This window comes from Halanaerobium salsuginis, assembly GCF_900114545.1.
Classification (GTDB): Bacteria; Bacillota; Halanaerobiia; order Halanaerobiales; family Halanaerobiaceae; genus Halanaerobium; species Halanaerobium salsuginis.
On record NZ_FOTI01000003.1, the window covers coordinates 78,454 to 102,360 of the forward strand.

16 protein-coding genes are annotated in these 23,907 nt (G+C 33.8%); 15 read left to right on the forward strand and 1 reads right to left on the reverse strand.

The window, feature by feature from the left end; translation table 11 throughout:
- Positions 1–8: 8 nt before the first annotated feature.
- Positions 9–3,200 carry a hypothetical protein gene (locus BMZ74_RS02140; RefSeq protein ID WP_089858930.1) on the reverse strand — a complete coding sequence of 1,064 codons (3,192 nt, stop codon included), beginning with the start codon at positions 3,198–3,200 and terminating at the stop codon, positions 9–11.
- A 372-nt stretch (positions 3,201–3,572) separates the two neighbouring features.
- Here BMZ74_RS02140 and secA point away from each other — a divergent pair, with 372 nt between their 5' ends.
- From secA to prdD, 15 genes are all read left to right on the forward strand, one after another.
- A complete protein-coding gene (gene secA, locus BMZ74_RS02145; RefSeq protein ID WP_089858933.1) occupies positions 3,573–6,137 on the forward strand; it encodes a preprotein translocase subunit SecA in 2,565 nt (854 codons plus the stop codon).
- A gap of 4 nt (positions 6,138–6,141) precedes the next feature.
- Positions 6,142–7,240 (forward strand): peptide chain release factor 2 gene (prfB, locus tag BMZ74_RS02150; RefSeq protein WP_218142032.1). Its coding sequence is split into 2 segments (ribosomal slippage): positions 6,142–6,210 and positions 6,212–7,240, totalling 1,098 coding nucleotides; the frame shifts between segments, so codons are not numbered across the junction.
- Positions 7,241–7,310: 70 nt separating this feature from the next.
- On the forward strand, positions 7,311–9,266 hold the full coding sequence (locus BMZ74_RS02155) for a DUF5693 family protein (protein WP_089858939.1): 1,956 nt from the start codon (positions 7,311–7,313) through the stop codon (positions 9,264–9,266).
- Positions 9,267–9,352: 86 nt separating this feature from the next.
- Positions 9,353–10,405 carry a polysaccharide pyruvyl transferase CsaB gene (gene csaB / locus BMZ74_RS02160; protein ID WP_089858942.1) on the forward strand — a complete coding sequence of 351 codons (1,053 nt, stop codon included), beginning with the start codon at positions 9,353–9,355 and terminating at the stop codon, positions 10,403–10,405.
- Complete coding sequence (locus BMZ74_RS02165; protein ID WP_089858945.1) at positions 10,405–11,145, forward strand: WecB/TagA/CpsF family glycosyltransferase; 741 nt, start codon at positions 10,405–10,407, stop codon at positions 11,143–11,145. Before csaB ends, BMZ74_RS02165 begins: the two co-directional genes overlap by 1 nt.
- A gap of 137 nt (positions 11,146–11,282) precedes the next feature.
- Positions 11,283–12,125: a YitT family protein gene (locus BMZ74_RS02170; RefSeq protein WP_089858949.1), complete on the forward strand. Its 843-nt coding sequence runs from the start codon at positions 11,283–11,285 to the stop codon at positions 12,123–12,125.
- Positions 12,126–12,211: 86 nt separating this feature from the next.
- Complete coding sequence (locus tag BMZ74_RS02175) at positions 12,212–13,438, forward strand: S41 family peptidase (RefSeq protein WP_089858952.1); 1,227 nt, start codon at positions 12,212–12,214, stop codon at positions 13,436–13,438.
- A gap of 86 nt (positions 13,439–13,524) precedes the next feature.
- Complete coding sequence (locus BMZ74_RS02180) at positions 13,525–14,409, forward strand: selenium metabolism-associated LysR family transcriptional regulator (protein WP_089858955.1); 885 nt, start codon at positions 13,525–13,527, stop codon at positions 14,407–14,409.
- 204 nt (positions 14,410–14,613) lie between these two features.
- The gene (locus tag BMZ74_RS02185) at positions 14,614–16,320 is read left to right on the forward strand and encodes a proline--tRNA ligase (protein WP_089858958.1); all 1,707 of its coding nucleotides are present in this window, start codon (positions 14,614–14,616) and stop codon (positions 16,318–16,320) included.
- Positions 16,321–16,431: 111 nt separating this feature from the next.
- On the forward strand, positions 16,432–18,255 hold the full coding sequence (locus tag BMZ74_RS02190; protein WP_218142033.1) for a sigma-54-dependent Fis family transcriptional regulator: 1,824 nt from the start codon (positions 16,432–16,434) through the stop codon (positions 18,253–18,255).
- Positions 18,256–18,740: 485 nt separating this feature from the next.
- On the forward strand, positions 18,741–20,024 hold the full coding sequence (prdC, locus tag BMZ74_RS02195; RefSeq protein WP_177181338.1) for a proline reductase-associated electron transfer protein PrdC: 1,284 nt from the start codon (positions 18,741–18,743) through the stop codon (positions 20,022–20,024).
- A gap of 23 nt (positions 20,025–20,047) precedes the next feature.
- A complete protein-coding gene (gene prdA / locus BMZ74_RS02200; RefSeq protein WP_089858963.1) occupies positions 20,048–21,994 on the forward strand; it encodes a D-proline reductase (dithiol) proprotein PrdA in 1,947 nt (648 codons plus the stop codon).
- 19 nt (positions 21,995–22,013) lie between these two features.
- On the forward strand, positions 22,014–22,262 hold the full coding sequence (locus BMZ74_RS02205; protein ID WP_089859115.1) for a CBO2463/CBO2479 domain-containing protein: 249 nt from the start codon (positions 22,014–22,016) through the stop codon (positions 22,260–22,262).
- Positions 22,263–22,277: 15 nt separating this feature from the next.
- Positions 22,278–22,997 (forward strand): D-proline reductase (dithiol) protein PrdB, encoded by a 720-nt coding sequence (gene prdB / locus BMZ74_RS14740; protein ID WP_089859118.1) that lies wholly within the window; start codon positions 22,278–22,280, stop codon positions 22,995–22,997.
- Positions 22,998–23,117: 120 nt separating this feature from the next.
- Positions 23,118–23,882 (forward strand): proline reductase cluster protein PrdD, encoded by a 765-nt coding sequence (gene prdD, locus BMZ74_RS02215; RefSeq protein WP_177181341.1) that lies wholly within the window; start codon positions 23,118–23,120, stop codon positions 23,880–23,882.
- Positions 23,883–23,907: the final 25 nt, after the last annotated feature.

Consider the following 23,907-nt stretch of genomic DNA (forward strand, 5'->3'; position numbering starts at 1 on the left):
ATCAATAATTAATCAGTTGGTTCACTGTGATTAGTTTCTTTAATCAAAGGGTCAATACTGCTTCCAAAACTATTTTCACTTATTACTTTTTCCTGGTCAAAAATAATTTTTGCAAGTTCATTTCCCATACTTTCTGTATAAAGTCCTATACCACCTGCTAAAGCCTGGTTAATTATATTACCAGAAATAGCAGCTGTTGTTTGAGCAGGATAGTAAATATAAAGATCAGAATCATAGTCATAATTACGATTAATCACACTTTCTAAGTTAATTCCATATTGGCCTGCATAACCAAATTGATTATTATTTACTTTAAGTTGCAGATCTTTAATTCCCTCATTCAAAACCACTAATCCATTGGAAAGCGATCGGTTAAGCAAGTTATTACTCACATTAAATGCAAGTTTATCAGCTTGATTAGTAAAGTTTAATGCCTCCACTAAGACTCCACTTCCACCACTAAATCTAACTTGATTATTAGTTATTTCAGTATTAGCTTTTACAAGTGTATAATTATCATCAGTATTTGATCTTTCTTTATTATAAAGCAATTCAACAGCATTACCAGCAATATTACCTAAGTTATTAGAATTAATAGTATTGTCAACTGTAAATGACTTTTGGTCTGTCATGTTTCTAGCTCGATAGTCAACTATAATACCAGCTATTTGGGAGTTTTCTATAGTATTGTTATTTATGTTGCTAGTCAAATTACTGCTTCCAGCAACACTAATTGCCCCAGTTGGAGTATCAATAGCATTTACTATAAATTCATTATACCTAATTCCTCTTCCGGATACATAGGCTATCTGATTATTACTGATGGTCAGATCTGTATTTAGGGTATCTCTTGTAACAGCAGCAATTGCACTTTCATTACTTTTTTGAATAATATTGTTATCGATTAAAATACTATTACTAAGATTATTATTTAGATAATAATCAAGCTTAATACCAACTGTTTCAGAATCATTAATAATATTGTTAATTACTTGAGTCTTAATCTGGTCAATGTCATTTGCGGATAGAGCAATTGCTCCGGAGGAACTAATAGCACTAACTCCATATAGTCCTGATGATATTAAAACTTGACCAATTTGATTATTGCTAACAGTAAATTCTGTATTGTCATAGCCATCTGCAGCTATACTAATCGCAGATCCATCACTTTTCTTAATTATATTATTATCAACTAAGATTTTATTGCTATAAATAGAATCAGCATTATTTTTAATTAGCTTGTTTTTAGAAATATTATTATTATTATAAGCAATGGTAATACCATTTGACATAGAATCATTAATTGTATTATTGATAACTTTAGTCTCAATTTGATCGATATCATTTGCAGATAGATAAATTGCTCCAGGATACCGAGCTGCTTCTTTTAAAATTATTGTCTTATATGATTTTGGTCTTGTTACTTGATTGATTTGATTATTAGCAATTGTTATTTTAGCCTGGGTAGAACTAGTCAGGTCAACATCAATTGCACCATAGTTACTTTGATCAATGGTATTATTAGCAACTGTAATTTGAGAAGATTCAGCACTATAACCAGAGTGGACTGATATAGCAGAGGCAGATGCTGCTTCTAAATAGTTGTTTTCAATATTTAATTTATCATTTTTATTATAAGAGGTATCGACTGTAATACCATTATTAAATTCACCAATCAGTGAGTTGTTATTAATTTCAATCTGATTATCTGCAGTATTTTCGGTAGAAACATGGATTGCCTTTAGAGCTAGATTATCAAATTGATTATTATTTATTGTAATTTTTGTTGAATTAGAATCATTACTAACTGTATTTGTGTGACCATTTTTAATAAAAATCCCTTGGCTAAGATTGCTAAAACTGTTGTTGCTGATAGTTAAATTGTTTGAATTATTATCAGCTAGTTCACTATTAATAGCTATAATATTTGAATCTTGGCTGCCAACAAAATTAATTCCAGAAACTGTATTATTATGAGCCAGTTCTATTAAATTTATGTCATTAGCACTGGTTAAAGTAGCCTGGGTTCCAGTTGGTTTAAAATATGCTAAATCAGAATTGTTTTTAGCTGAACCTAATCTTACTGCTCCGCCTGGAGAGAGTAATTTGTTACCGTTTTGTAGAGTAAGGCTATCGGTAAGTTTAAAATCTCCTTTATCCCCCAGTAAAACGACAATATCATTATCATTGAGGCCACTTCCACTGCTTAGATCTTTTAAACCGGCTGGATTACTTTTGCTGCCATCACCAGTTCCATCTACAGTCACATAAAATGGAGAAGTAATTGTTTTACCTGTTTCGGGATCAACAGCAGCAGATTCGGAGATTACTTTTTTAACTTCTTTAGTCTGATTAACTATAATATCAATATCACGATTCGGTGCTTCTGTCATTCTGCGGGCCAACTTACTTTTTTGACTTGGTCGATTAGCAGCAGTCTGACCGCCAAAAGGAATTGAAACTCCTAAAGTTGTTTCAAAGTTATTACCTCTAACATCGTCATCCTGCCAATCAAAACCAAAAGTCCAGAGAGCTTTGTCAGGATTACCAAATTGAGTGTTAACTTTAACTCCATTTCCACTTACATCTTCCGAGTCATCACCACTAAATTTAAAAGTTCTTAGATAAACTCCAATATCAAATGGTAGATTATCTGAAAAACGTCGTCCTATTTCAAAGTCATAGCCGTGTAGAGCTTCATAGTATGTATCTAGAGTTGATGCCTGATAACGAAGTTCATTTCCCACAGTTATAATTTGATCAGCTCTACTACTATTGGCAAGCACCTCATCCTTGATTGGATAATAGAGATTAAGTCTAAAGTCAGCTGCTTTAGTTAATAATTCACCCCCAACTGTCCATTGATTCCAGTCAGCATCGTATTCATCCCGGTAGTCCCGGAAAACATATCCTCCCAGAATATATTTATCATTAGCAGATTTATGTCGATAGCCAAGCCCCAGATTCCATTCTGAAACATCATCACTGCTAAACATGGTTCTAAAATCAGTATAAAAGATAGAGTCTTTACTGCTGATAAGTGGATAGACTATACCTACTTTACCTAAAGAGTCATCAGATTGAGTTCTCATTTCCAGATTAAAATTGGGCTGCCATAAATTGTTGCTTTCAGCAGCAGCACTAAAATTAAAGCTAAAGATAACTCCCACTACAAGTAAAATTGTTAATAGTTTTTTCAAATTTTTTCCCCCTTGATTAGTGTGCTAATTTTTTGATATTTTAGATAATTCCTTTCTCATATTCAAAAAATTAATCTATTATAAAGTAATTAGACATTTATTCAAAAAAACCTTTAAAAACTCTAAATTTTTTGCGATAATTTTCGATATTTTAACTAAAGAAGAGATAATTATCCAATTTAAGAAAAATAATAAGAATTAATCTAATTCTAATCAGCAGCAGTAGCTTCTTAATTGAGTTTTAATATTTAAGATGATATAATTAATTTGATTGTAATAGCAGTTAGACAGGCAAATTCACTGACGATAAAAATTAATTAAAATCCAGCTAGCTATTCAGTAGCTGCTTAGATTGATTAGGGAGGAAGTAAAATGTTTAAGTTCCTCAAGAACTTATTTAAAGATCCAAATCAGAAACAACTAGAGAAATTAGCACCAACTGTAAAAGCAATAAATGATTTAGAACCGACTATGCAGAGCTTATCAGACGATGAACTACAGGCCAAAACTGCTGAGTTTAAGCAGCGTTATCAGCAAGGAGAAACTCTCGATGACCTGCTTCCAGAAGCCTTTGCGGTAGTCAGAGAAGCTTCTCAACGTTCAACAGAAGGTCAGCTGCGCCACTTTGATGTGCAGCTTTTGGGTGGAATAGTTTTACATCAGGGTAAGATAGCTGAGATGAAGACTGGAGAAGGTAAGACACTTGCTGCTACTCTACCAGTATATTTAAATGCACTGGCAGGTCAAGGTGTACATGTAGTAACAGTTAATGATTATCTGGCTGCTCGTGATAGTGAGTGGATGGGTAGAATATATCAGTTTTTAGGTCTAAGTGTTGGAGTGATTTTAAATGGAATGACACCAGCAGAACGCCGCCAGGCTTATCGCTGTGATATTACTTATGGAACTAATAATGAGTTTGGTTTTGATTATCTGCGTGATAATATGGCATACCGCGAAGAAGAGTTAGTTCAGCGTGGACATCACTACGCTATTTTAGATGAGGTTGATAGTATTTTGATTGATGAAGCCAGAACACCGCTGATTATTTCAGGACCTGTTCAGGAAAAAAGTTCTGATTACCGTAAATTCAATCGAGTAATTCCTAACTTAGCAAAAGAAGTAGATTATGAAATTGATGAGAAAAATAAATTAGTAACCTTGACTGAAGCAGGAGTTAAAAAAGCAGAGAAAAAATTAAATGTAGATAATCTTTATTCAGAAGAAAACTTTCAGCTGAATCATCAATTAAATCAAGCCTTAAAAGCCCATACTTTAATGAAAAAAGATCGGGACTATATAGTTAAAGATGGTCTGGTCAAGATTGTTGACGAATTTACTGGCCGGGTGATGGAAGGCCGTCGCTATAGTGAGGGTTTACACCAGGCAATTGAAGCAAAAGAAGGAGTAGAAGTACAAAAAGGGAGTCAGACTTTTGCTAAAATAACCTTACAGAATTTTTTTCGAATGTATGATAAATTAGCTGGTATGACAGGTACTGCTGAAACAGAAGAAGAAGAATTTATTAAAATCTATGATATGTCAGTTGTTGTTATTCCAACTAATGAGCCTATGATCAGAGATGATATGGCAGACTTAGTTTTTACAAATAAAGCTGCTAAGTATCGTGCTGCCATTGCAAAAATTAAAGAACTTTATCAAAAGGGACAGCCTGTTTTAGTTGGAACTGCAGATATTGAGAATTCAGAAATGCTTAGTCAGCAGTTAAAAAGAGAACGAATACCGCATCAGGTTTTAAATGCTAAGAATCATGAACGCGAAGCTGAAATTGTCAAAGACGCAGGTCAAAAAAATAGTGTAACAATTGCTACTAATATGGCAGGTCGGGGAACAGATATTGTTCTGGGACCTGAAGTTAAAAAGTTAGGTGGCTTACATGTCTTGGGGACAGAAAGACATGAAAGCCGTCGGATTGATAATCAGCTCCGCGGTCGGGCAGGACGTCAAGGTGATCCTGGCTCTTCTCAGTTTTATGTGTCGCTAGAAGATGATTTATTGCGGTTGTTTGGCTCTGATAAGATAAATGGTTTACTTGATAAACTTGGTGTTGAAGAAGACCAGCCAGTTGAGCATAAATTGATTTCTAATTCTATCGAAAGAGCTCAGCAAAAAGTCGAAGGTCGTAATTTTGATATCAGAAAAGCAATTTTGGAATACGATGATGTTTTAAATAAGCAGCGTGAAGTTATTTATAGTCAGCGTAGAACTTTATTAACAACTCCTGATCTGGAAGATAAAATTGCCGGCATGTTAAAGCAATTGCTGGATAATGTTCTAGATATGTTTATGTCAGAAGATCTTCATCCTGATGAATGGGACTTAACTGGTATGGTTGAGTATTTAAGTGGGATTGGACTTGCTGCTAATTTAGTTGCAGCAGATTTAGCTAAACTATCCCTTCCAGAAATAAAAGAGAAGGTTTATCTGCAGGCTTTAGCCTCGTATCAGGAAAAGAGAGAACAGGTTGATTCAGAAAGATTTGAGGAAATTATTAAATTCCTTTGTTTACGAGTCATTGATCGCAAGTGGATGACTCATCTTGATAATATGGATGAATTAAGGCAGGGAATTGGTTTGCGAGCATATGGTCAGAAGGATCCTCTAACTGAATATAAATTTGAATCATTTGATATGTTTAATGAGTTAACTGCTTCAATTCGGGAAGATATAATTGAAACTGCCTTTAAAATTGAAGTTGAGCAAAAAGGCCCCCAAACACAGCAGCTGAATCAAAGACAGCTTAATTACTCATCTCCAGAAAATGCACTTAGCTCTGGTAGTAAGAGTAGTTCAACCTCAAATGCTGGTGATGGTAGTATTGGTAAAAATACAGTTGTTAAAGCTGAAGAGCCAGGTAGAAATGATCCCTGTCCCTGTGGAAGTGGCAAAAAATATAAAAAATGCTGTGGGAGATGATTAAATGGAGACTAATTTTAAAAATAAACTAATCGACTTAAAAGAACGTTTTGCTGATTTGAGTGATTTACTTTGACCGGGATCAATTAAAAATAAAGAAAGAAAAAATTGAAAAAGAAATGGCAGCAGCAGACTTCTGGGATGATCAAGAAAATGCTCGTCAGAAATCAAGACAGCTAGATCGAATAAAAAAACGTTTAAAAATAATTGATTCTTTAGCAGAACGTTTTGAAGAAGCTGAAGTATATTTAGAGCTGGCAGCTGAGTCTGCTGCTGATCTAACAGCTGAATTAAAAGATACCTTTCAGCAGTTAGAAAAAGAGTTAGCAAAACTTGAGTTAAAATTACGGTTAAATGAGCCTTATGATGACAGTAATGCTATTTTAGCTATTCATCCTGGTGCTGGAGGAACAGAATCACAAGATTGGGCCCAGATGCTGCTAAGAATGTACAGTCGTTGGGCAGAGGCAAATGATTATCAGCTGGAAACACTTGATTTTAATCCGGGCGATGAAGCTGGTATTAAAAGTGTAACTTTGCTTATTTCTGGAGATTATGCTTATGGTTATTTAAAGGGAGAACGTGGTGTGCATCGTCTGGTCAGAATTTCTCCTTTTGACTCTTCAGGGCGACGACATACCTCTTTTGCTTCAGTTGATGTTATGCCTGAACTTGATGATCAACTGCAGGTGGAGATTGATGAAAATGATTTAAAGATAGATACTTATCGTGCCAGTGGAGCTGGAGGACAGCATGTTAATAAAACTGATTCGGCTGTACGAATAACTCATCTACCTACTGGTGTTGTTGTCCAGTGTCAAAATGAGCGTTCTCAACATAAAAATAAAGCAACTGCTATGAAAGTTTTAACAGCTAAACTGCTTGAATTAAAAGAAGAAGCTCAGGCTGAAAAAATCGATGAATTAAGTGGTGAACATAAAGAAATTGCCTGGGGTAGCCAGATTAGATCTTATGTTTTTCACCCTTATAATTTAATTAAAGACCATCGAACCAATTTTGAAGAAGGTAATGTTAGTAAAGTTATGGATGGTTATTTAGATGATTTTATAGAAGAATATCTACGCTTACAGAGTAAGCAATAGGCCCTTTTTTGCAGTAGTGGCTGGTCTAAACTTAATCGATTTGATATTATCAAGAAATAGGTGAAGATACTTGAAAAAAATTTTGCTTTTAATAATTATAATAACTCTTATTTTTGCTGGGGCAGGACTTAAGGCTAGAGTTAATTATTTTGCTCAGCAAAAAGGGATTGAGATTGTTTTTGATGGTGACAGTTATCTTGAATTAAAATCACTTGTACCACAATTAACTATGCAAAAACTACAGGAAGCTGGTGTGACAGGATTTGCTGTTTATCAGCAGACTTTAAAAGATCTACTCGAAAATGGTAGTCTGCAGAAAATTGATCAGATTAATTTTGCTTTCTTACAGCAGGAATTAAGGACTAAACTCCAGGCATCTAATCTAGATCTACAGCAGTCAGCCAATACAGCTCTTTTTATGGCTGTAAATCCTAATCTAATTGAACAGCTTAAAAATTTGGCACCAGAATTAGAAGCTGATTATCAGGTTCATTCATTTGAAATAGCTGATCAGTATTTTCTCTATTTTCCTCACTGGCATAAAACCTTAGAAAATTTAAGTCTTGGCTATAATCAGCACTTAGTTGATCAAGCTCAAAAAGCTGGTCTAAAAATTGCCTATCGGAGTGGAAACAAATTAAATGCCTTTGCTGTTTTAAAAAATAGTATTGCTGCTATTAAGCCGCAGTTATTAATTTTTGATGGTGATGAAGTAACTGGTTATCCAGCTGATTTAAGAAAAACTGCTGAGTTAATTAAGCAAAATAAGCTTATTTATGGTAATATTGAAGCATTTATTGCTGATCAGTCGGGAGCAGATAAGTTAACTAAACTAACTAATTTTAAACTCCTGCGCACTCATAGTATGCAGCAGGAAGAAGTTGAAAAGTCAACTAAAGCTAAAATTATTGAACGCTATTTATTAGCAGTCCGGGAACGAGCTGTTAAAATAATTTATCATAAACCTTTTCTAAAAGGTGATAAATTGCTGGAGCGTAATCTTGATTTATTAAACAGTTTAGAAAGTGATTTAAAGACAGCTGGTTATCAAATTGGCCAGGCCAGACCTCTCGGATATTTTAACTCAAGCAGACTTAATTTAGTATTTGTTTTATTCGGAGTAACAGCTGCCGGGATTTTATTGCTTTACTATTTTGTTGGCTGTCGTTATTTAAAAGCATTAACTTTATTCTTTTTAGCAACTGGTTTAATGGCTTTAGTTTTAATTAATTTAGATAAAATTATTTTACTGCGTCAGATAATAGCATTTGCAGCAGCGATTATTTTTCCTTCTTTAGCAATAATAGCTTTTCTGTTAAATAATAAAGCAGGGGTAGCTGATCTTAAAAAAGATAAATTAGTTTTTTTAATTTTTAACTATACAGCAGCTTTTTTAACTGCTTTAGCAGGAGCTATTTTTGTCAGTGCTGCTTTAAATACTAGTGATTTTATCTTTAAAGTTAATAACTTCCGTGGGATAAAGTTAGCCTTTTTGTTACCACTGGTTTTAATTAGTTTTTATTTTATAGTTCAACCAGCCAAGCATAATTTTACTGGTAAGCTACCTTTGCTTTTAGAGAAAAATATTAAAGTTAAGCATCTAATTTTAGCTGCTGGCTTAGCTCTTTTAGCTGTAATATATATTGGTCGAACAGGAAATTTCCCGTTATTGCCTGTGCCTGCCTGGGAGTTAACTATTAGAAGTTTATTGGCCAAAATTCTCTATGTAAGACCTCGCTTTAAAGAATTTTTAATTGGCTATCCACTTTTAATTTTTGCTCTTTATTTAAATGGAGAACAGAAAAAGAAACTTATTTTTTATCCATTATTAATGTTGGCTTCAGTTGGAGTAATTACAACTGTTAATACTTTTTCTCATCTTCACACACCAGTATTAATTTCATTATTTAGAACTTTTCATTCTTACTGGTTAGCATTAATTATTGGTAGTTTATTAATTTTATTTTATAAAGTGTTGCTTAAGCTCTGGCATAAATATAGTTATTTATTTAAAGCTGCAAATTAAAACAACTTGGTCTTGATTGCGGACTAAAAAAACAAACTGGCTTGTAATTTTAAGCAAAAGAATCAGGACAGGATGGTTAAAAATACATGAAAAAAATTGTTATTTCAGGTTATTATGGATTTGAGAATCTTGGTGATGAGGCAGTTCTGGAGGGGATTATAACTTTATTGGGAGCAGCTGAAGTAGAGATAACTGTTTTATCTGCCCGGCCAGAAATTACTAGTAAAAGATATGGAGTTAAATCGATTGGCCGTTATTCTATAATACAGATTTTAGCTGCTCTAGCAGAAGCGGATTTATTTATTAGTGGAGGAGGTAGCCTGTTACAGGATGTAACTGGCAGCTTCTCTGTACCCTATTATCTATCATTAGCCTGGCTGGCTAAATTGCAGGGGGTAAAAACTATTTACTATGCTCAAGGAGCTGGTCCGTTAAATAAATTTTGGAGCCGCAAACTTACTGCACTAAGTTTAAATAGATTTAATCTGCTGGGAGTTAGAGATCAAGGGTCTTATAATTTATTAAAACAAATTGGAGTTAAGCAAAAGCTTAATCTGACTGTTGATCCAGTTTTTGCTTTAGCTGATTTTGAATATAATTTACATAAAAAAATTAAAGGTAAGTTAGAAATTGGAGTTGCTGTCCGGCCCTGGTCAGCAGATTATATATCAGAATTGGCAGCTGGATTAAATAGATTTTCAGCTGAAAGCAGCTGTAAATTTTTGCTGTTTTCTTTTCATAAAGGCAGTGATGAAAAAACAGCAGTCCAATTGCAGAAGCTTTTAAAAGCTGAATCAGAATTGGTTAAACTTCCTAACCAACCGAATAAAGCTCTCAGCTTTTTTAGTGAGCTTGATCTTTTTGTTGGTGTTAGATTGCACAGCCTCATTTTTGCTTTATTAAATCAAATTCCACTGCTGGCTATTAGCTATGATCCTAAAGTAACTGGCCTAATGGCTGATCTAGATAGTTTGCCCTGCCTTGAAATCACAGAACTAAAGGCAGCTCAAGTTACAACTGCTCTGACTGAATTACATGAGCAGAGATATCAGCTTAGAAAAGAAATTAAAACATATCTTAAACAGCAAAAACAGCAGGCTAATGTTTTTGCCCGGATGGTCTTGGAGGTAATTAGTTAGTGAGAACTACACTTAAAATTTTAGGAGTAAAAATTGACATACTTGACCTGACTGGAGCCGTAAATAGAGTTATTGAATTTACCAAACAAGATTCAGCTGCTAGGCCTGCTCTAATAGTTACCCCTAACTCGGAGATGTTAGCTTTAGCCAGTTCAGATCAGGAATTGTTTAATATTTTAAACTCAGCCCAATTAGCAACAGCCGATGGAATTGGAGTTGTAATTGCGGCCAGAATTATGGGACAACAGCTGCCCGAACGGGTAGCTGGATTTGATCTTATGCAGCAGCTTCTGGCAAACTCAGCGTCTGGTGAAAGAAGTTTTTATTTTCTGGGCAGTAAACCGGGAGTAGTTGACCAGGCAGTAAATAATTTGCAAGAGCACTATCCCGATCTAAATATTTCTGGTTATCATCATGGTTATCTTAACCAAGAGAATACAGCCGAAGTATTGCAAGAAATAAATCAGCAGCAGCCTGATCTTTTGCTGGTTGGAATGGGAGCACCGCTTCAGGAAAAATTTCTGGCGGCTAATCTTTCTCGTCTAAAAGTTAAGGCTGCTTTTACTGTTGGAGGAAGTTTTGATGTAATAGCGGGGCAGGTTAATCGAGCTCCTCGCTGGATGCAAAAAGCTGGTCTGGAATGGCTTTATCGGTTGTTACAGGAGCCAAGTCGTTTGGGGAGAATGATGGCTCTGCCTTATTTTGTTTATTTAGTTTTGAAAAATAGATTTATCAAATAATCTTTAAATTCAGCAAAACAAGTTGAAAAGTTAATCAAACTGAGGATTATCATAAAGAAGTAAGGAGAAAAACTTGCAAATTAAGCTATAATGTTTAATAATAAAAGGTATTAGATTTATGCAGAGGGGGATGAGCTTTGAACAAAAGAACTATTATTGATTACCTTGGTATAACTCTGGGGTCTTTCTTGATAGCACTTGCCCTAACTACTTTTTTAGTGCCCAATAGAATTGCTGCGGGAGGGGTAAGTGGTCTGGCAACAGTTATCTATTATTTAACTGATTTTCCGATTGGTATTACAATGCTTTTAATTAATATTCCACTCTTTATTGCAGGAGTTAAAATATTAGGAGGGGGATTCGGCACTAGAACAGTCTATGGTATTATAACATTATCAATTTTTACAGATTTCTTGCAGCCTCATATGACTGCTCTAACTAACGATCTTCTTTTAGCTTCGATTTATGGAGGAGTCTTAGGTGGGATTGGTTTAGGAATAGTTTTTCGATCCCGGGGAACTACTGGTGGAACTGATATGGTATCTGCTTTGATTAATCATTTTACTGGAATAACAGTTGGTGAGGGCTTGTTAATAGCAGATGGCTGTGTAGTTGCTTTAGCAGGGATATTTTTTAATCTTGAAGTGGCTTTATATGCTGCAATAACTATTTTTATTAACTCTAGAACAGTTGATATTGTGCAGGAAGGTCTTAATTTCAAAAAAGGTGTTTTAATAATTTCTGAACAACCAACTGCTATTAAACAGATGGTAGTAAATGATCTTAATCGTGGGGTAACTCGCTTTGAAGCTAAAGGGGGCTACACTGGTAACAAAAAAGAAGTATTACTTTGTGTGATATCTCGTTCTGAAGTATCTGAACTGAAAAAAGCAGTTTCTGAAATAGATAAAAATGCATTTGTAATTATTAATAATGTTCATGAGGTTCTTGGAGAAGGTTTTACTGAAATAGTTCACTAACTGCTGACTGAAGCTGTTTTTTGAGCAGTTAATAAAAGCATGACTCTATTATTCAGCCAGGAGAATTTATTAAATTAAGGGAGCAGGTGGCAAGATTGACTAAAAATTTTAGAAATCGATTTATTATTAGCTTAACTTTATTAATTTTATTTGGAGCAGCAGTTAGCGCTGCAGCTCAGCCTAACAATAATCAGCAGTCAGTAGCTGAGGAGCAGAGTAGTTATACGAAGGCGGATGCTTTTCAAGACGTAATGTTTTTGCTGCAAAATTACTATGTAGAAGATATTAAATTTGATGCTTTGATTGAGGGTGCAATTAACGGGATGCTAAATACTGCTGACCGTTATTCTTACTATATGACACCTAAAGAATATGCTGAAATGCAGGAAGAGTATGAGGGCCATTATGGTGGAATAGGAATTGTTATTACAATGCGGGATAATAAATTAACTATTGTTTCTCCAATTAAAAATACTCCCGGCGAAAGAGCTGATCTAAGAGCAGGCGATATAATTGTAGCAATTGATGGCCAGCAAACAAGCGAAATGTCGCAGATGAAAGCTGTTGGAATGATGCGTGGGAAAGAGGGAACAGATGTTACTCTGACTATTGATCGGGGCGATCAGGAAGAATTTGAAGTTGAAATCACCCGGGAAGATATTGAAGTTCCTTATGTTGAATCAGAAATGAAGACAGATGAAATTGGCTATATTAGTCTGGCTCAGTTTATCGAAGAGGTGGGCAGTAAAGTTGAAGCTGCTGTTACTGATCTGCAGAACCAGGGAGCCAGAGGAATTATTTTAGATCTAAGAAATAATCCTGGTGGATTATTAAATGAAGCTGTTAATGTTGCTTCAGTTTTTATTGATCAAGGTGTGGTCGTCTCAGTTCGGCAAAAAGATCAAACAGAGCGAGTGCTGGATGTTAATCCTGAGATAAATTCACATCCTGATATTCCACTTATAATTTTAACTAATAAAGGTTCAGCTAGTGCTTCTGAAATAGTTTCGGGAGCAGTTAAAGATTATAATCGGGGTAAACTAATGGGAGTTACTACTTTTGGTAAAGGGGTAGTTCAATCTGTAGTTCCTCTAGAAGATGGTTCGGCAGTTAGTTTGACAACTGCTCGTTATTATACTCCAGCTGGTAATTATATTCATGAAAAAGGTATAAAACCAGATATTAAAGTAGAACTTGATATTGAAGCAGCCAAAGCAGATGGCAGTGATAATCAGCTTGATCAGGCGATTGAAGAAATGAAAAATATGATTTTTGTCAGAGACTTTCAGGAAAACAAGGCTTCTGGCCAGTAAATAAAAATTATAATACTACTTAAAAGCCACCAGCTTTCTGAGGTGGTTTTTGAGTGAAAAATTTATATTTAACCAGGAGGTCATTAATGAAACTTAAAAGCTTAAAAATGTTTATTGAATTAATTGAACAGGGCAGTTTTTCTGTAGCAGCAGATCGGCTTTCAGTTAGTCAGCCTGCTATTAGTATGCAAATAAAATCTTTAGAAGAATACTTTAAAACTAAGTTATTAGTTAGACAGGGTGGGGAAATATCTCTGACACCTGCTGGTAGAAAAGTTTATCAAAAATCACGTCAGATAATTAATTCCTGGGAATTACTTCAGCTTGACGTTGACCAGATTAAAGGATCTCAGTATGGTAAATTAGTGATTGGTTCCAGTACTATTCCTGCTGCTTACTTGATCCCTGATCTGTTAGCTGCTTTTCATAAGAGTTTTCCAGAAGTAGAAGTTACAGTTGAAGTTGGGGATAGCACTGATATGATTAATAAACTAAAGAAGCAAGAAGTAGATTTAATAATTGTTGGCTCAAAACCAACTGAAAAACAATTTGATCAAATTGCAGTTGCAGAAGATCCTCTTGTTTTAATTGCCCCTCTTAATAGCCCGCTCGCTATTCAAAAGGAGATTAAGTTAAAAGATTTATATAATGAGTCAATGATTATTCGTGAGGCAGGTTCTGGAACAAGACAGGCTATGTTTAATGCTCTTCGGGAAACTGGATTTACCAAACATGATTTTCATATAGTAGCTTCTCTTGGTAGTACAGAAGCTATTATATCTGGGGTTGAGTCTGGTTTAGGAGTCTCATTTGTTTCTGGACTAGCTGCTGAAAAAGCTTCTAAAAATAACCGAGTTAAACAGCTGAAATTGAAAAACTTAGTAATGGAAAGAAAATTATATCTTGCTTATTATAAAAATCAAATTGAAGCACCATTAATAAAAAAATTTATTAAAATAGCCCAATTATAAGGTCTTAAATTGATTGCTTTTAACTACATTAACAATTATTAAGTAAATTATTATGGAATAAGCTTTATTTTTATGCTTTTAATTTGATATAATAAACTGATATAATGTAGTCTAATTTATTAGAAAATTATCTAGAGAGTAAAAATAAGCTAGTTGAAATCTTATCCTAGTTTATTTGTTTGTAATTTGAAAGGAGATTTTTTTATGAAAATGTCAAAAATGTACATACCTACTTTAAAGGAAACGCCAGCTGATGCAGAAGTTGTTAGTCATCAGCTTATGCTTAGAGCGGGCTTGATGCGTAAATTGACCTCAGGTATTTATACTTACTTACCTCTGGGCTATAATGTAATTAGAAAGTTTGAACAGATTGTTCGAGAAGAAATGAATAGAGCAGGTGCCCAGGAGCTTTTAATGCCAGCTTTACAACCAGCTGATCTCTGGAAAGAATCAAAACGCTTTGATGATTATGGTCCCGAATTAATGAAATTAAAAGATAGACATAATCGTGACTTTTGTTTGGGACCAACCCACGAAGAGGTAGTAACTGACCTGGTAAGAGATGAAATTAGGTCTTATAAAGATTTACCTTTAAACCTCTATCAGATTCAAACTAAATATCGGGATGAAGTGCGACCTAGATTTGGAGTATTGAGAGGTCGAGAATTTATTATGAAAGATGCTTATAGTTTTGATCTTGATCAGGCAGGTCTTGACCGTAGCTATCAAGCAATGTATGATGCTTATTGTAAAATTTATGATCGTTGTGGTCTTAAATATAGAACTATTTTAGCAGATAGTGGGCCAATTGGAGGAGATGATTCTCACGAATTTATGGTTCTGGCTGAAGTAGGAGAAGATACTGTTGTTTATTGTGATAGTTGTGACTATGCTGCTAATTTAGAATTAGCTGAATCAGTTCTTAAATTAAGAGAAATAGATGGATCTGATGAGGAATTATCAGCAGTAGCAACACCTGATGCCAAAACTATAGCTCAAGTAGCAGAATACTTAGATGTAGAAATTAACCAGGTTGTAAAATCTGTTCTTTATGAAACTCAGCATGGAGAACTTGTGTTAGCCTTAATTCGAGGAGATTATGAAGTAAATGAGGTTAAGCTGGCTAATTTATTGGGAGTGGTAAATCTGGAAATGGCTGGTGATAGTGTTTACGAAGAATTAAATACAGTCAAAGGATTTACTGGACCGGTAAATATTGGTGAAGTCAAGATTGTCGCTGATCATTCTGTTAGTAAAATAGTTGATGGAGTAATTGGTGCTAACGAAATAGATCAGCATTTGATTCATTTTAATTTTGCTCGAGACCTTGATTTGGAAGATACTTTTGATATTCGGGAAGTTAAAGCTGGTGAAGAGTGTGTTCATTGTGGAGGCGAATTGAAATTTGCTGAAGGAATCGAGGTTGGTCAGGTATTTAAATTAGGAACTAAATACAGTGAAGCTTTTGAGGCAACTTATTTAGATGAAGCAGGTAAATCTCAGTTGATGAAAATGGGTTGTTATGGAATTGGAATTACCAGAACAATTGCTGCAGCAATTGAACAAAATCATGATGAGTATGGTATAAAATGGCCACTTGCTCTTGCCCCTTATCAGGTACATTTGTTGCCCCTTGGCAAGAGTGAAGATGTTATAAAAAAAGCAGAAGAACTTTATCAGGAATTAACTTCAACTGGAATTGAAGTTTTATTAGATGATCGTAATGAACGAGCAGGAGTTAAATTTAATGATGCTGATTTAATTGGTTGCCCGATTAGAGTTACGATCGGAGGACGCTCTCTAGCAGCAGGTGAATTAGAAGTTAAATATCGTCAGTCTGGTAAAGAATTTACTATTAGTACAGGCAATGAAGCGACTAAAATTAAAGATTTACTTGCAGAATTAGCTTAGTTGTTTTTAAAAAAGGAGGGATGATCCTGCTGCTAGCTGGATTATTCCTTTTTTATTTTACTAAATAATAAATTTTATTTTGGTGTTTTAAAAATTGGAGGAAATATTATAGTGGAAAGTAAATTTACTTATTTGGATAAATTAAATAATCTTGTTGCTAAAGATATTATGGATATTCAAATGCTTATTATAAATAAAAATACAAATTTATCTGATGCGGTATTTTTAATGTTAAAAAATGATGTACAAGATGCCATTGTTGCAAATGATAACCAGATTTTTGGCTTAATTACTATCCATGATATTGCCAAGATTTTTAATATGGCAGAGCGAGAAAAGTTGCTACAGAAAAAGGTAAGCTGCTTTATGCAAAAAGATGTCGTTACAGTGCAATCTACAACTAAGGCGATTGATGCTAAAAATATAATGAAAGCAAGAAAAATTGGTCGATTACCTGTTTTAGAAGATGATAATTTAATAGGTATAATTAGAATTAAGGATATTATTAATAAATTATATGATGTGATTTCGGCTATGAATGATAATTTTGTTAATATTTTAAACTCAATTCATGAAGCTATTTGTATAGTTGACAAAGATTCTAATGTAGTGATGTGGGATCAGCAGGCAGAAAAGCTCTATGGAATTAAGTCAGCAGATATTATAAATCAGAGTTTGAAAGACTTTTTCCCCACCGCTCTTATCCATCAGGTTATGAAAAAAAGAGAACCTATAGAAAATGTCTGTCATAGTCCTAAAGAGGGAACTTATGCAATAATTAGTGCAATGCCACTTTTTATTGACGATGAATTTGTAGGAGCTGTTTCTACAGATAGAAATATAACTGAAATAACTAATTTGACTTCTGAGTTAGAAGAAACTAAAGATAAACTTCATTATTTAGAACAGGAAGTAAAAAAAATAAGTGATGCTAATTATTCTTTTAATAAGATTTTAGGTAATAGCAATATTATGAAAGAAAAAATAGCAAGAGCCCAAAAAGTTGCTGTAACTAATGTAAATATCTTAATTACTGGACAGAGTGGAACTGGAAAAGAGCTTTTTGCTAGGGCTATCCACCAGGCTAGTAAAAGAGAGGGTCCATTGGTCGCTGTTAATTGCAGTGCAATTCCAGAGAATCTTTTTGAAAGTGAAATGTTTGGTTATGTTAGTGGTGCATTCACTGGTGCTTCTAAAAAGGGAAAAGCAGGTTACTTTGAGTTAGCCAACCATGGGACACTATTTTTAGATGAAATTGGTGATATGCCAATGTTTATGCAATCTAAATTACTACGTGTGTTACAGGAAAATAAAATAAAAAGAGTTGGTGCAGAAAAAGATATTGAAGTTGATGTCAGAATAATTTCTGCTACTAATCGTGCATTAGAAACAATGATTGAAAATGAAAAATTTAGAGAAGACCTTTTTTATCGAATCAATGTAATTAAAATTGAATTACCCGGACTAAGAGAGCGTAAAGAAGATATTCCAATCTTAGTGAGACATTTCATTCATCAATTTTGTCAACAAAATCAATTGAAAATACCTAAATTAGAACCAGAAGTCTTAACTTTATTAATGGGCTATAAATGGAAAGGCAATATTAGAGAGCTCCAGAATACTGTTGAAAACTTAGTCGTATTTTCTCAAGAAGGAGAAATTAGAGCTGATAGTTTGCCACAAAAGATAATTGAAAATCAACTTAATGATAAGATTATGGAGCTAGAATTTCTAAAAGATAGGAAATCAATAAATTATCAGGATGAACTTGATCTTGACTTAAATGAGATAATATCTGAAATAGAAATTAAAACTATTAAAAAAGCCCTTGCTATAACTAAGGGCAATAAAAAGCAGGCTGCTCGTTTGCTAAAAATACCGCGTAGTACACTTTATTATAAAATTAAATACTATGATTTAACTGAATTAATGTAAATTAATTTTAGTTTTTTTAAGAAAAGATAAATAATTCACATAAAATTTATTTGACATTTTAATAAGACAAGTTTATAATAAAAATAAGAAAAAATTATATAAAATCTTTCAAATAACCTTATGTTGGTGAATTGACATGTGTCAGTTTTCTGACAATGAGGTTTTTTTATTTTCTAAATGCTTCAAAACAACGTTGAACTTGATTTCCAATTTTTAAATTATAAAAATATATTTTAAAACCGTCAGCTTACTGACGGTTTTTTTTATTTGTTAACAAATTAGTTAAGTTCAGAGCTAGTTTAAAGCTATTTTAAAATAATTTTAAAACAAAAAAGCAAATTTTTACTATATAATTAGCCTAAAAACAAAAAAAAAGAGAGATCAAATACTTTTTTTAAGTAAATTTGAATTTGTGGTATGAAAATTGCATATTAAACATAGTGAGTAATAACACAAGTGTAAATTTTCAAGGAGGTGAATGAAAAGTGAGTGTAGTAATTTTATTAAAACAGCATATTGGATCAACATGTAAAGCAGTTGTTGAAAAAGGTGAAGAAGTTAAACGGGGACAATTAATTGGAAAACCTGTTGGTCTGGGTGCTAATATTCATGCAAGTGTTTCTGGTAAGATTACTGAAGTTACTGATTCATTTATTAAAATATCAGAGTCTGGAGAACAGACTACAGATTATATTAAGATAAAAAAATCAGATAATAAGTTAGCAATGATTGAAGAAGCTGGGATTGTTGGTGCTGGTGGTGCTGGTTTTCCTACTCATGTGAAATTGAATATAGATTTGACTGGAGGCTGTGTAATTGCAAATGCAGTAGAATGTGAGCCTGTATTAGCCCATAATATTGAGTTAATAGAAAAATCACCAGAATTAGTCATTAAAGGACTAAAATATATTAAAGAAATTACAAATGCTGATCATTGTTATATAGCAATTAAAACTAAATATAAAAAGGCTGTAAAAGAGCTCAAAAAAGCATTATATTTAGAAAATGATATAAAATTAAAAATTTTACCTGATATGTATCCTGCTGGTGATGAAAGAGTTATTGTTAGAGAAATATTGGGAATTGAGTTGGAGCCAGGTCAATTGCCGAGTGCAGCTAAAGCTGTAATTCAAAATGTTGAAACTCTTAAAAATATAGTTAGAGCAATTGAAGAAAGAAAACCAGTAATAACAAAAGATTTTACTGTGGCAGGGAGAGTTAAAAATGCTAAAACAGGTCAGGTTTTTTTGGATGTTCCAATTGGAGAACCTGTGAGTAAATATATTGATCTATGTGGTGGATATCTTGAACCACATGGAGAAATAGTACTCGGTGGTCCATTTACTGGTCGACCAGGCAATGAGGATTCAGTAGTTAATAAAACAACTGGTGGTATTTTAGTTGCCATGCCTTTTCCAGAAGAAAAACGCAAAATTGGTCTACTAGCATGCGAATGTGGTGGTCAAGAAGCCCGATTAAGAGAAATAGCCACTCAAATGGGAGCGGAAATAGTTGCAGTAGATAGATGTAAGCGAATGGTTGAAGTAAATGGTCGATATAGATGTGATAAACCAGGTGTTTGTCCTGGCCAGGCAGAGAAAGTACTGAAGTTAAAAAATAAAGGAATGCAGGTCTTATTAACAGGTACTTGTGGTGACTGAACTAATACAGTCATGAATGTAGCTCCTCGGGTAGGAGTTCCCACGTATCATAGCACAGATCATGTTCTTAGGGCAATAGGCCATAAATTAATTAGAAAAACAGACTAGAGAAAGAATAAGGAGGGATTTAAATGTCGATTACTAACGAAACAGCACAGGAACATATAAATGATTTAGCAGTTTTATGTTGTCGAACAGAGGAAGGAACTATTTTAGCTCCAAGTAATCTAGAAGATCCAAATATTTTGCCTGATTTAGAAGATTCAGGTTTATTAGAAATTCCATCAGATAATTTAAAGATAGGAGAAGTTTTAGGGGCTAAGTTGTTAAAAACAGTAGATTCATTGACTCCTTTAACACCAGACTTATTGGAAGGTATTAAAGAGTTAACAGCTGAAAGTGAAAGCGAAGAAGATCAAGACAATAAGAATCAACAGAAAAAGATATCTGAGCAGAGTAGTTCGGCTGATAATTTAGTTGAAGATCAAATTAAGTCAAAACAAACTACTAGTAATTTTAGTAATGGTATTGTTAAAATTCATATTGGTGAAGGTAAAGATATAAATCTCGAAATTCCTATTGGTCTATCAGGAGTTAATGCAGGAGAAAATACAATTGTTAACTCTAACGATGGAGCAGAACATAGTTTGCAATCAGAAAAAGTTGAAAGTCCTGCAGAAGAATCATTAACAAAGGAAATTAATGAGGATAAAAAAATTAGATCTTTAACTAAAAAACATTTCCAGATTGATGAAGTAGAAATTGGGGATGAAACTAAGATAGAAGGAACTACTCTCTATTTAAGGGAAAACATTTGTCAAGATGCAGTAGGAGCAGATGATTTAGTTTGTTCAATCAAGTTTGATATCATAACTCCTGCTGATTATGATAAATACAGTGAAACTATAATGGATGTTCAACCTATAGCTACCAAAGAAGAAGATTGCAACCTTGGAGAAGGTGTAACTCGTGTTTTAGATGGGGTAGTAATTGTAGTTACCGGAACTGATGAAACAGGAGTTCAAATTGGTGAATTTGGTTCTTCAGAAGGTATTCTAGAAAGAAATATTATGTGGAACCGCCCTGGCGCACCGGATAAAGGTGAAATTTTTATTAAAACAGAAGTAATAATTAAAGAAAAAACTAATATGGAAAGACCTGGTCCTTTAGCAGCTCATAAAGCTAGTGACTTTATCACTCAAGAAATCCGAAACGCTTTAAAAGAAGTTGATGATAGTTTAGTTACTAAAGAAGAAGAACTTACTCAATATAGAAGACCAGCCAAGAAAAAGGTTGTAATTATCAAAGAAATTATGGGACAGGGTGCAATGCATGATAATATAATTTTACCCATAGAACCAGTTGGTATATTAGGTGGGGAACCTAATGTTGATTTGGGTAATGTACCACTTGTTTTATCTCCACTTGAGGTCTTAGATGGTGGCATCCATGCTTTGACTTGTATTGGACCTGCCTCTAAAGAAACTTCTCGTCATTATTGGAGAGAACCTTTAGTAAAAGAAATTATGGCTGATGATGAGCTTGATCTAGCAGGGATAGTTTTTGTTGGATCTCCACAGGCAAATTCGGAAAAATTTTATGTTTCAAAAAGACTTGGTATGTTAGTTGAAACAATGGATGTTGATGGTGCATTTATTACTACAGAAGGATTTGGGAATAATCATATTGACTTTGCTAGTCACCATGAGCAAGTTGGTATGCGAGGAGTACCTGTGGTAGGAATGTCTTTCTGTGCTGAGCAGGGTGCTTTAGTAGTTGGAAATAAATATATGAAATATATGATTGATAATAATAAGTCAGAGCAAGGAATTGAAAATGAGATACTTTCTAATAATACTCTTTGCCCAGAAGATGCTGTGAGAGCAGCGGCAATGCTAAAGGCTGCTATGTTTGGTGCAGATGTTAAAGAGGCAGAAAGACATTTTAATCACCATGTAAAAGATAAAAATATTGACTTGATTGAAGAAGAAACTACTCGGGAAGTTGAGCTTGTACCAAATGAGCAAATCTTACCTAAAAGTAAAAAACGTCAAGAAATTTATGATACTGATGAATAAAAGAGACATTGACGCTAAAATGAAATATGGTGACAGCATTATCAAAATGGAAGGCATTATTGTTGAAGTTGAAGATGGTGCTGTTGCAGTAGATTTCAAGGGACGACTAGGTTATTTAAAGGTTCCCAAGAGAATGATAATTTGTGATTATCCTCTTAAAGTGGGTCAGGAAGTTGGTCTTAAGATGAGTTTTCTTGAAGTTTTAAGTCCTGAAGTTAATGAAAAATATATTAGCAATCTTGCTAAAAAGGAAATAAAGGGAGGCTGAATAAAGATGACTAAAATGACAGTTGTTAATGGATTACAATCTGAAATATATGTACCAATTACACCAAAGCCTGTCTGGGCCCAGGTAGAAAAAGAATTAAAAGAAATGCGAGTAGCATTAGCTACTGCAGCAGGAGTTCATTTGAAAACAGATAAGAGATTTAATCTAGCAGGTGATTTTACTTTTCGCAAGATACCTGGAGATACTCCAACTAATGAATTGATGGTATCGCACGGTGGTTATGATCAGGCTGATGTTAATAAAGATATCAATTGTATGTTTCCAATTGATAGGTTGAGAGAATTAGCGGAAAGTGGCTTTATCAAAGAAGTTGCACCAACTCATATAGGATTTATGGGTGGTGGAGGTGACCAGAAAAAATTTAATGAATATACTGGTCCAGAAGTCGCAAAAATTTTGAAAGAAGAACAAGTTGATGCTGTATTATTAACAGCTGGCTGAGGTACCTGTCACCGCTCTGCCGTGATTGTGCAGAGAGCGATTGAAAGTGCTGGTATTCCGACTATTATAATTGCCGCTTTACCTCCTGTTGTAAGACAGAGTGGTTCACCAAGAGCAGTTGCTCCAATTGTTCCAATGGGTGCAAACGCTGGTGAACCTAATAATATAGAAATGCAGACTGGGATTATTAAGGATACTTTGGAACAGCTTATCCAAATTCCAAGTGCTGGTAAAATAGTTAGTTTAAATTATGAATATAATGCAGAAGTTTAAGTTTTAAATTTAGGTGGATATAAACTCTGTTCTTTTCATTTTATTCTAATATATTCTAGCTTAATATTAAGTTTTAAAGTTTAGAACAGAGTTTTACTGCTTAAGTTAATTGAGGTGGAAATTATTAAAAAATCAGAAAAAATAAGCAGTTTAATTATTAATTCTTTTCATATTAAAGATGTTGTTTTAGCAGATAAGTTTAAAATTGACAGAAATATTCTTAGTATTTCAACTAAAAATATTAGTAACTTAATTGCTGAAGAAAAGTTAGTAAGTAATATTGATTTAAAAATAATTAAGCCTAATAACCATAATCTTCAAATTAATACAATTATGGATATTATACCGATTTCCACCAAAGTTTTAGGAGAAATTGGTGAAGGAATAACTTATACTTTAACAGGCGTTTATTTTATGTTAACTGGAATTGATAAATCTGGAAGGCAAATATCTGATTTTGGTTCATCAGCTGGTTTGTTAAAAGATAAAATTTATTTTGGTAGAGCTGGTACTCCATCTCAAAAAGATTTTATAATTTCTTTTAACGTTACTTTAGCAAGTGGATCAGCAATTAATCGTTCTGGCCCCATTGCAATTCATCGAGTTTGTGATCAATATATACAACTAATTCGTAATGTACTGAAAAATCTTTCTGCCAATAAAAGTGATGAAAAACACATATTTCATGATAAACGAACTCCTTCTAAAAAAAGGGTGGCAATTATCAAACAGGTCGCAGGTCAAGGAACAATGTATGATAATTTATTATTTCCAGACGAACCCTCAGGTTTTAAAGGTGGCAAGTCAATTATTGATCTCGGAAATATGCCAGTTATATTAACTCCAAATGAATACAGAGATGGAGCTTTACATGCGATGACGTAGAACTTTATTTCGGGGGGGGATTAAA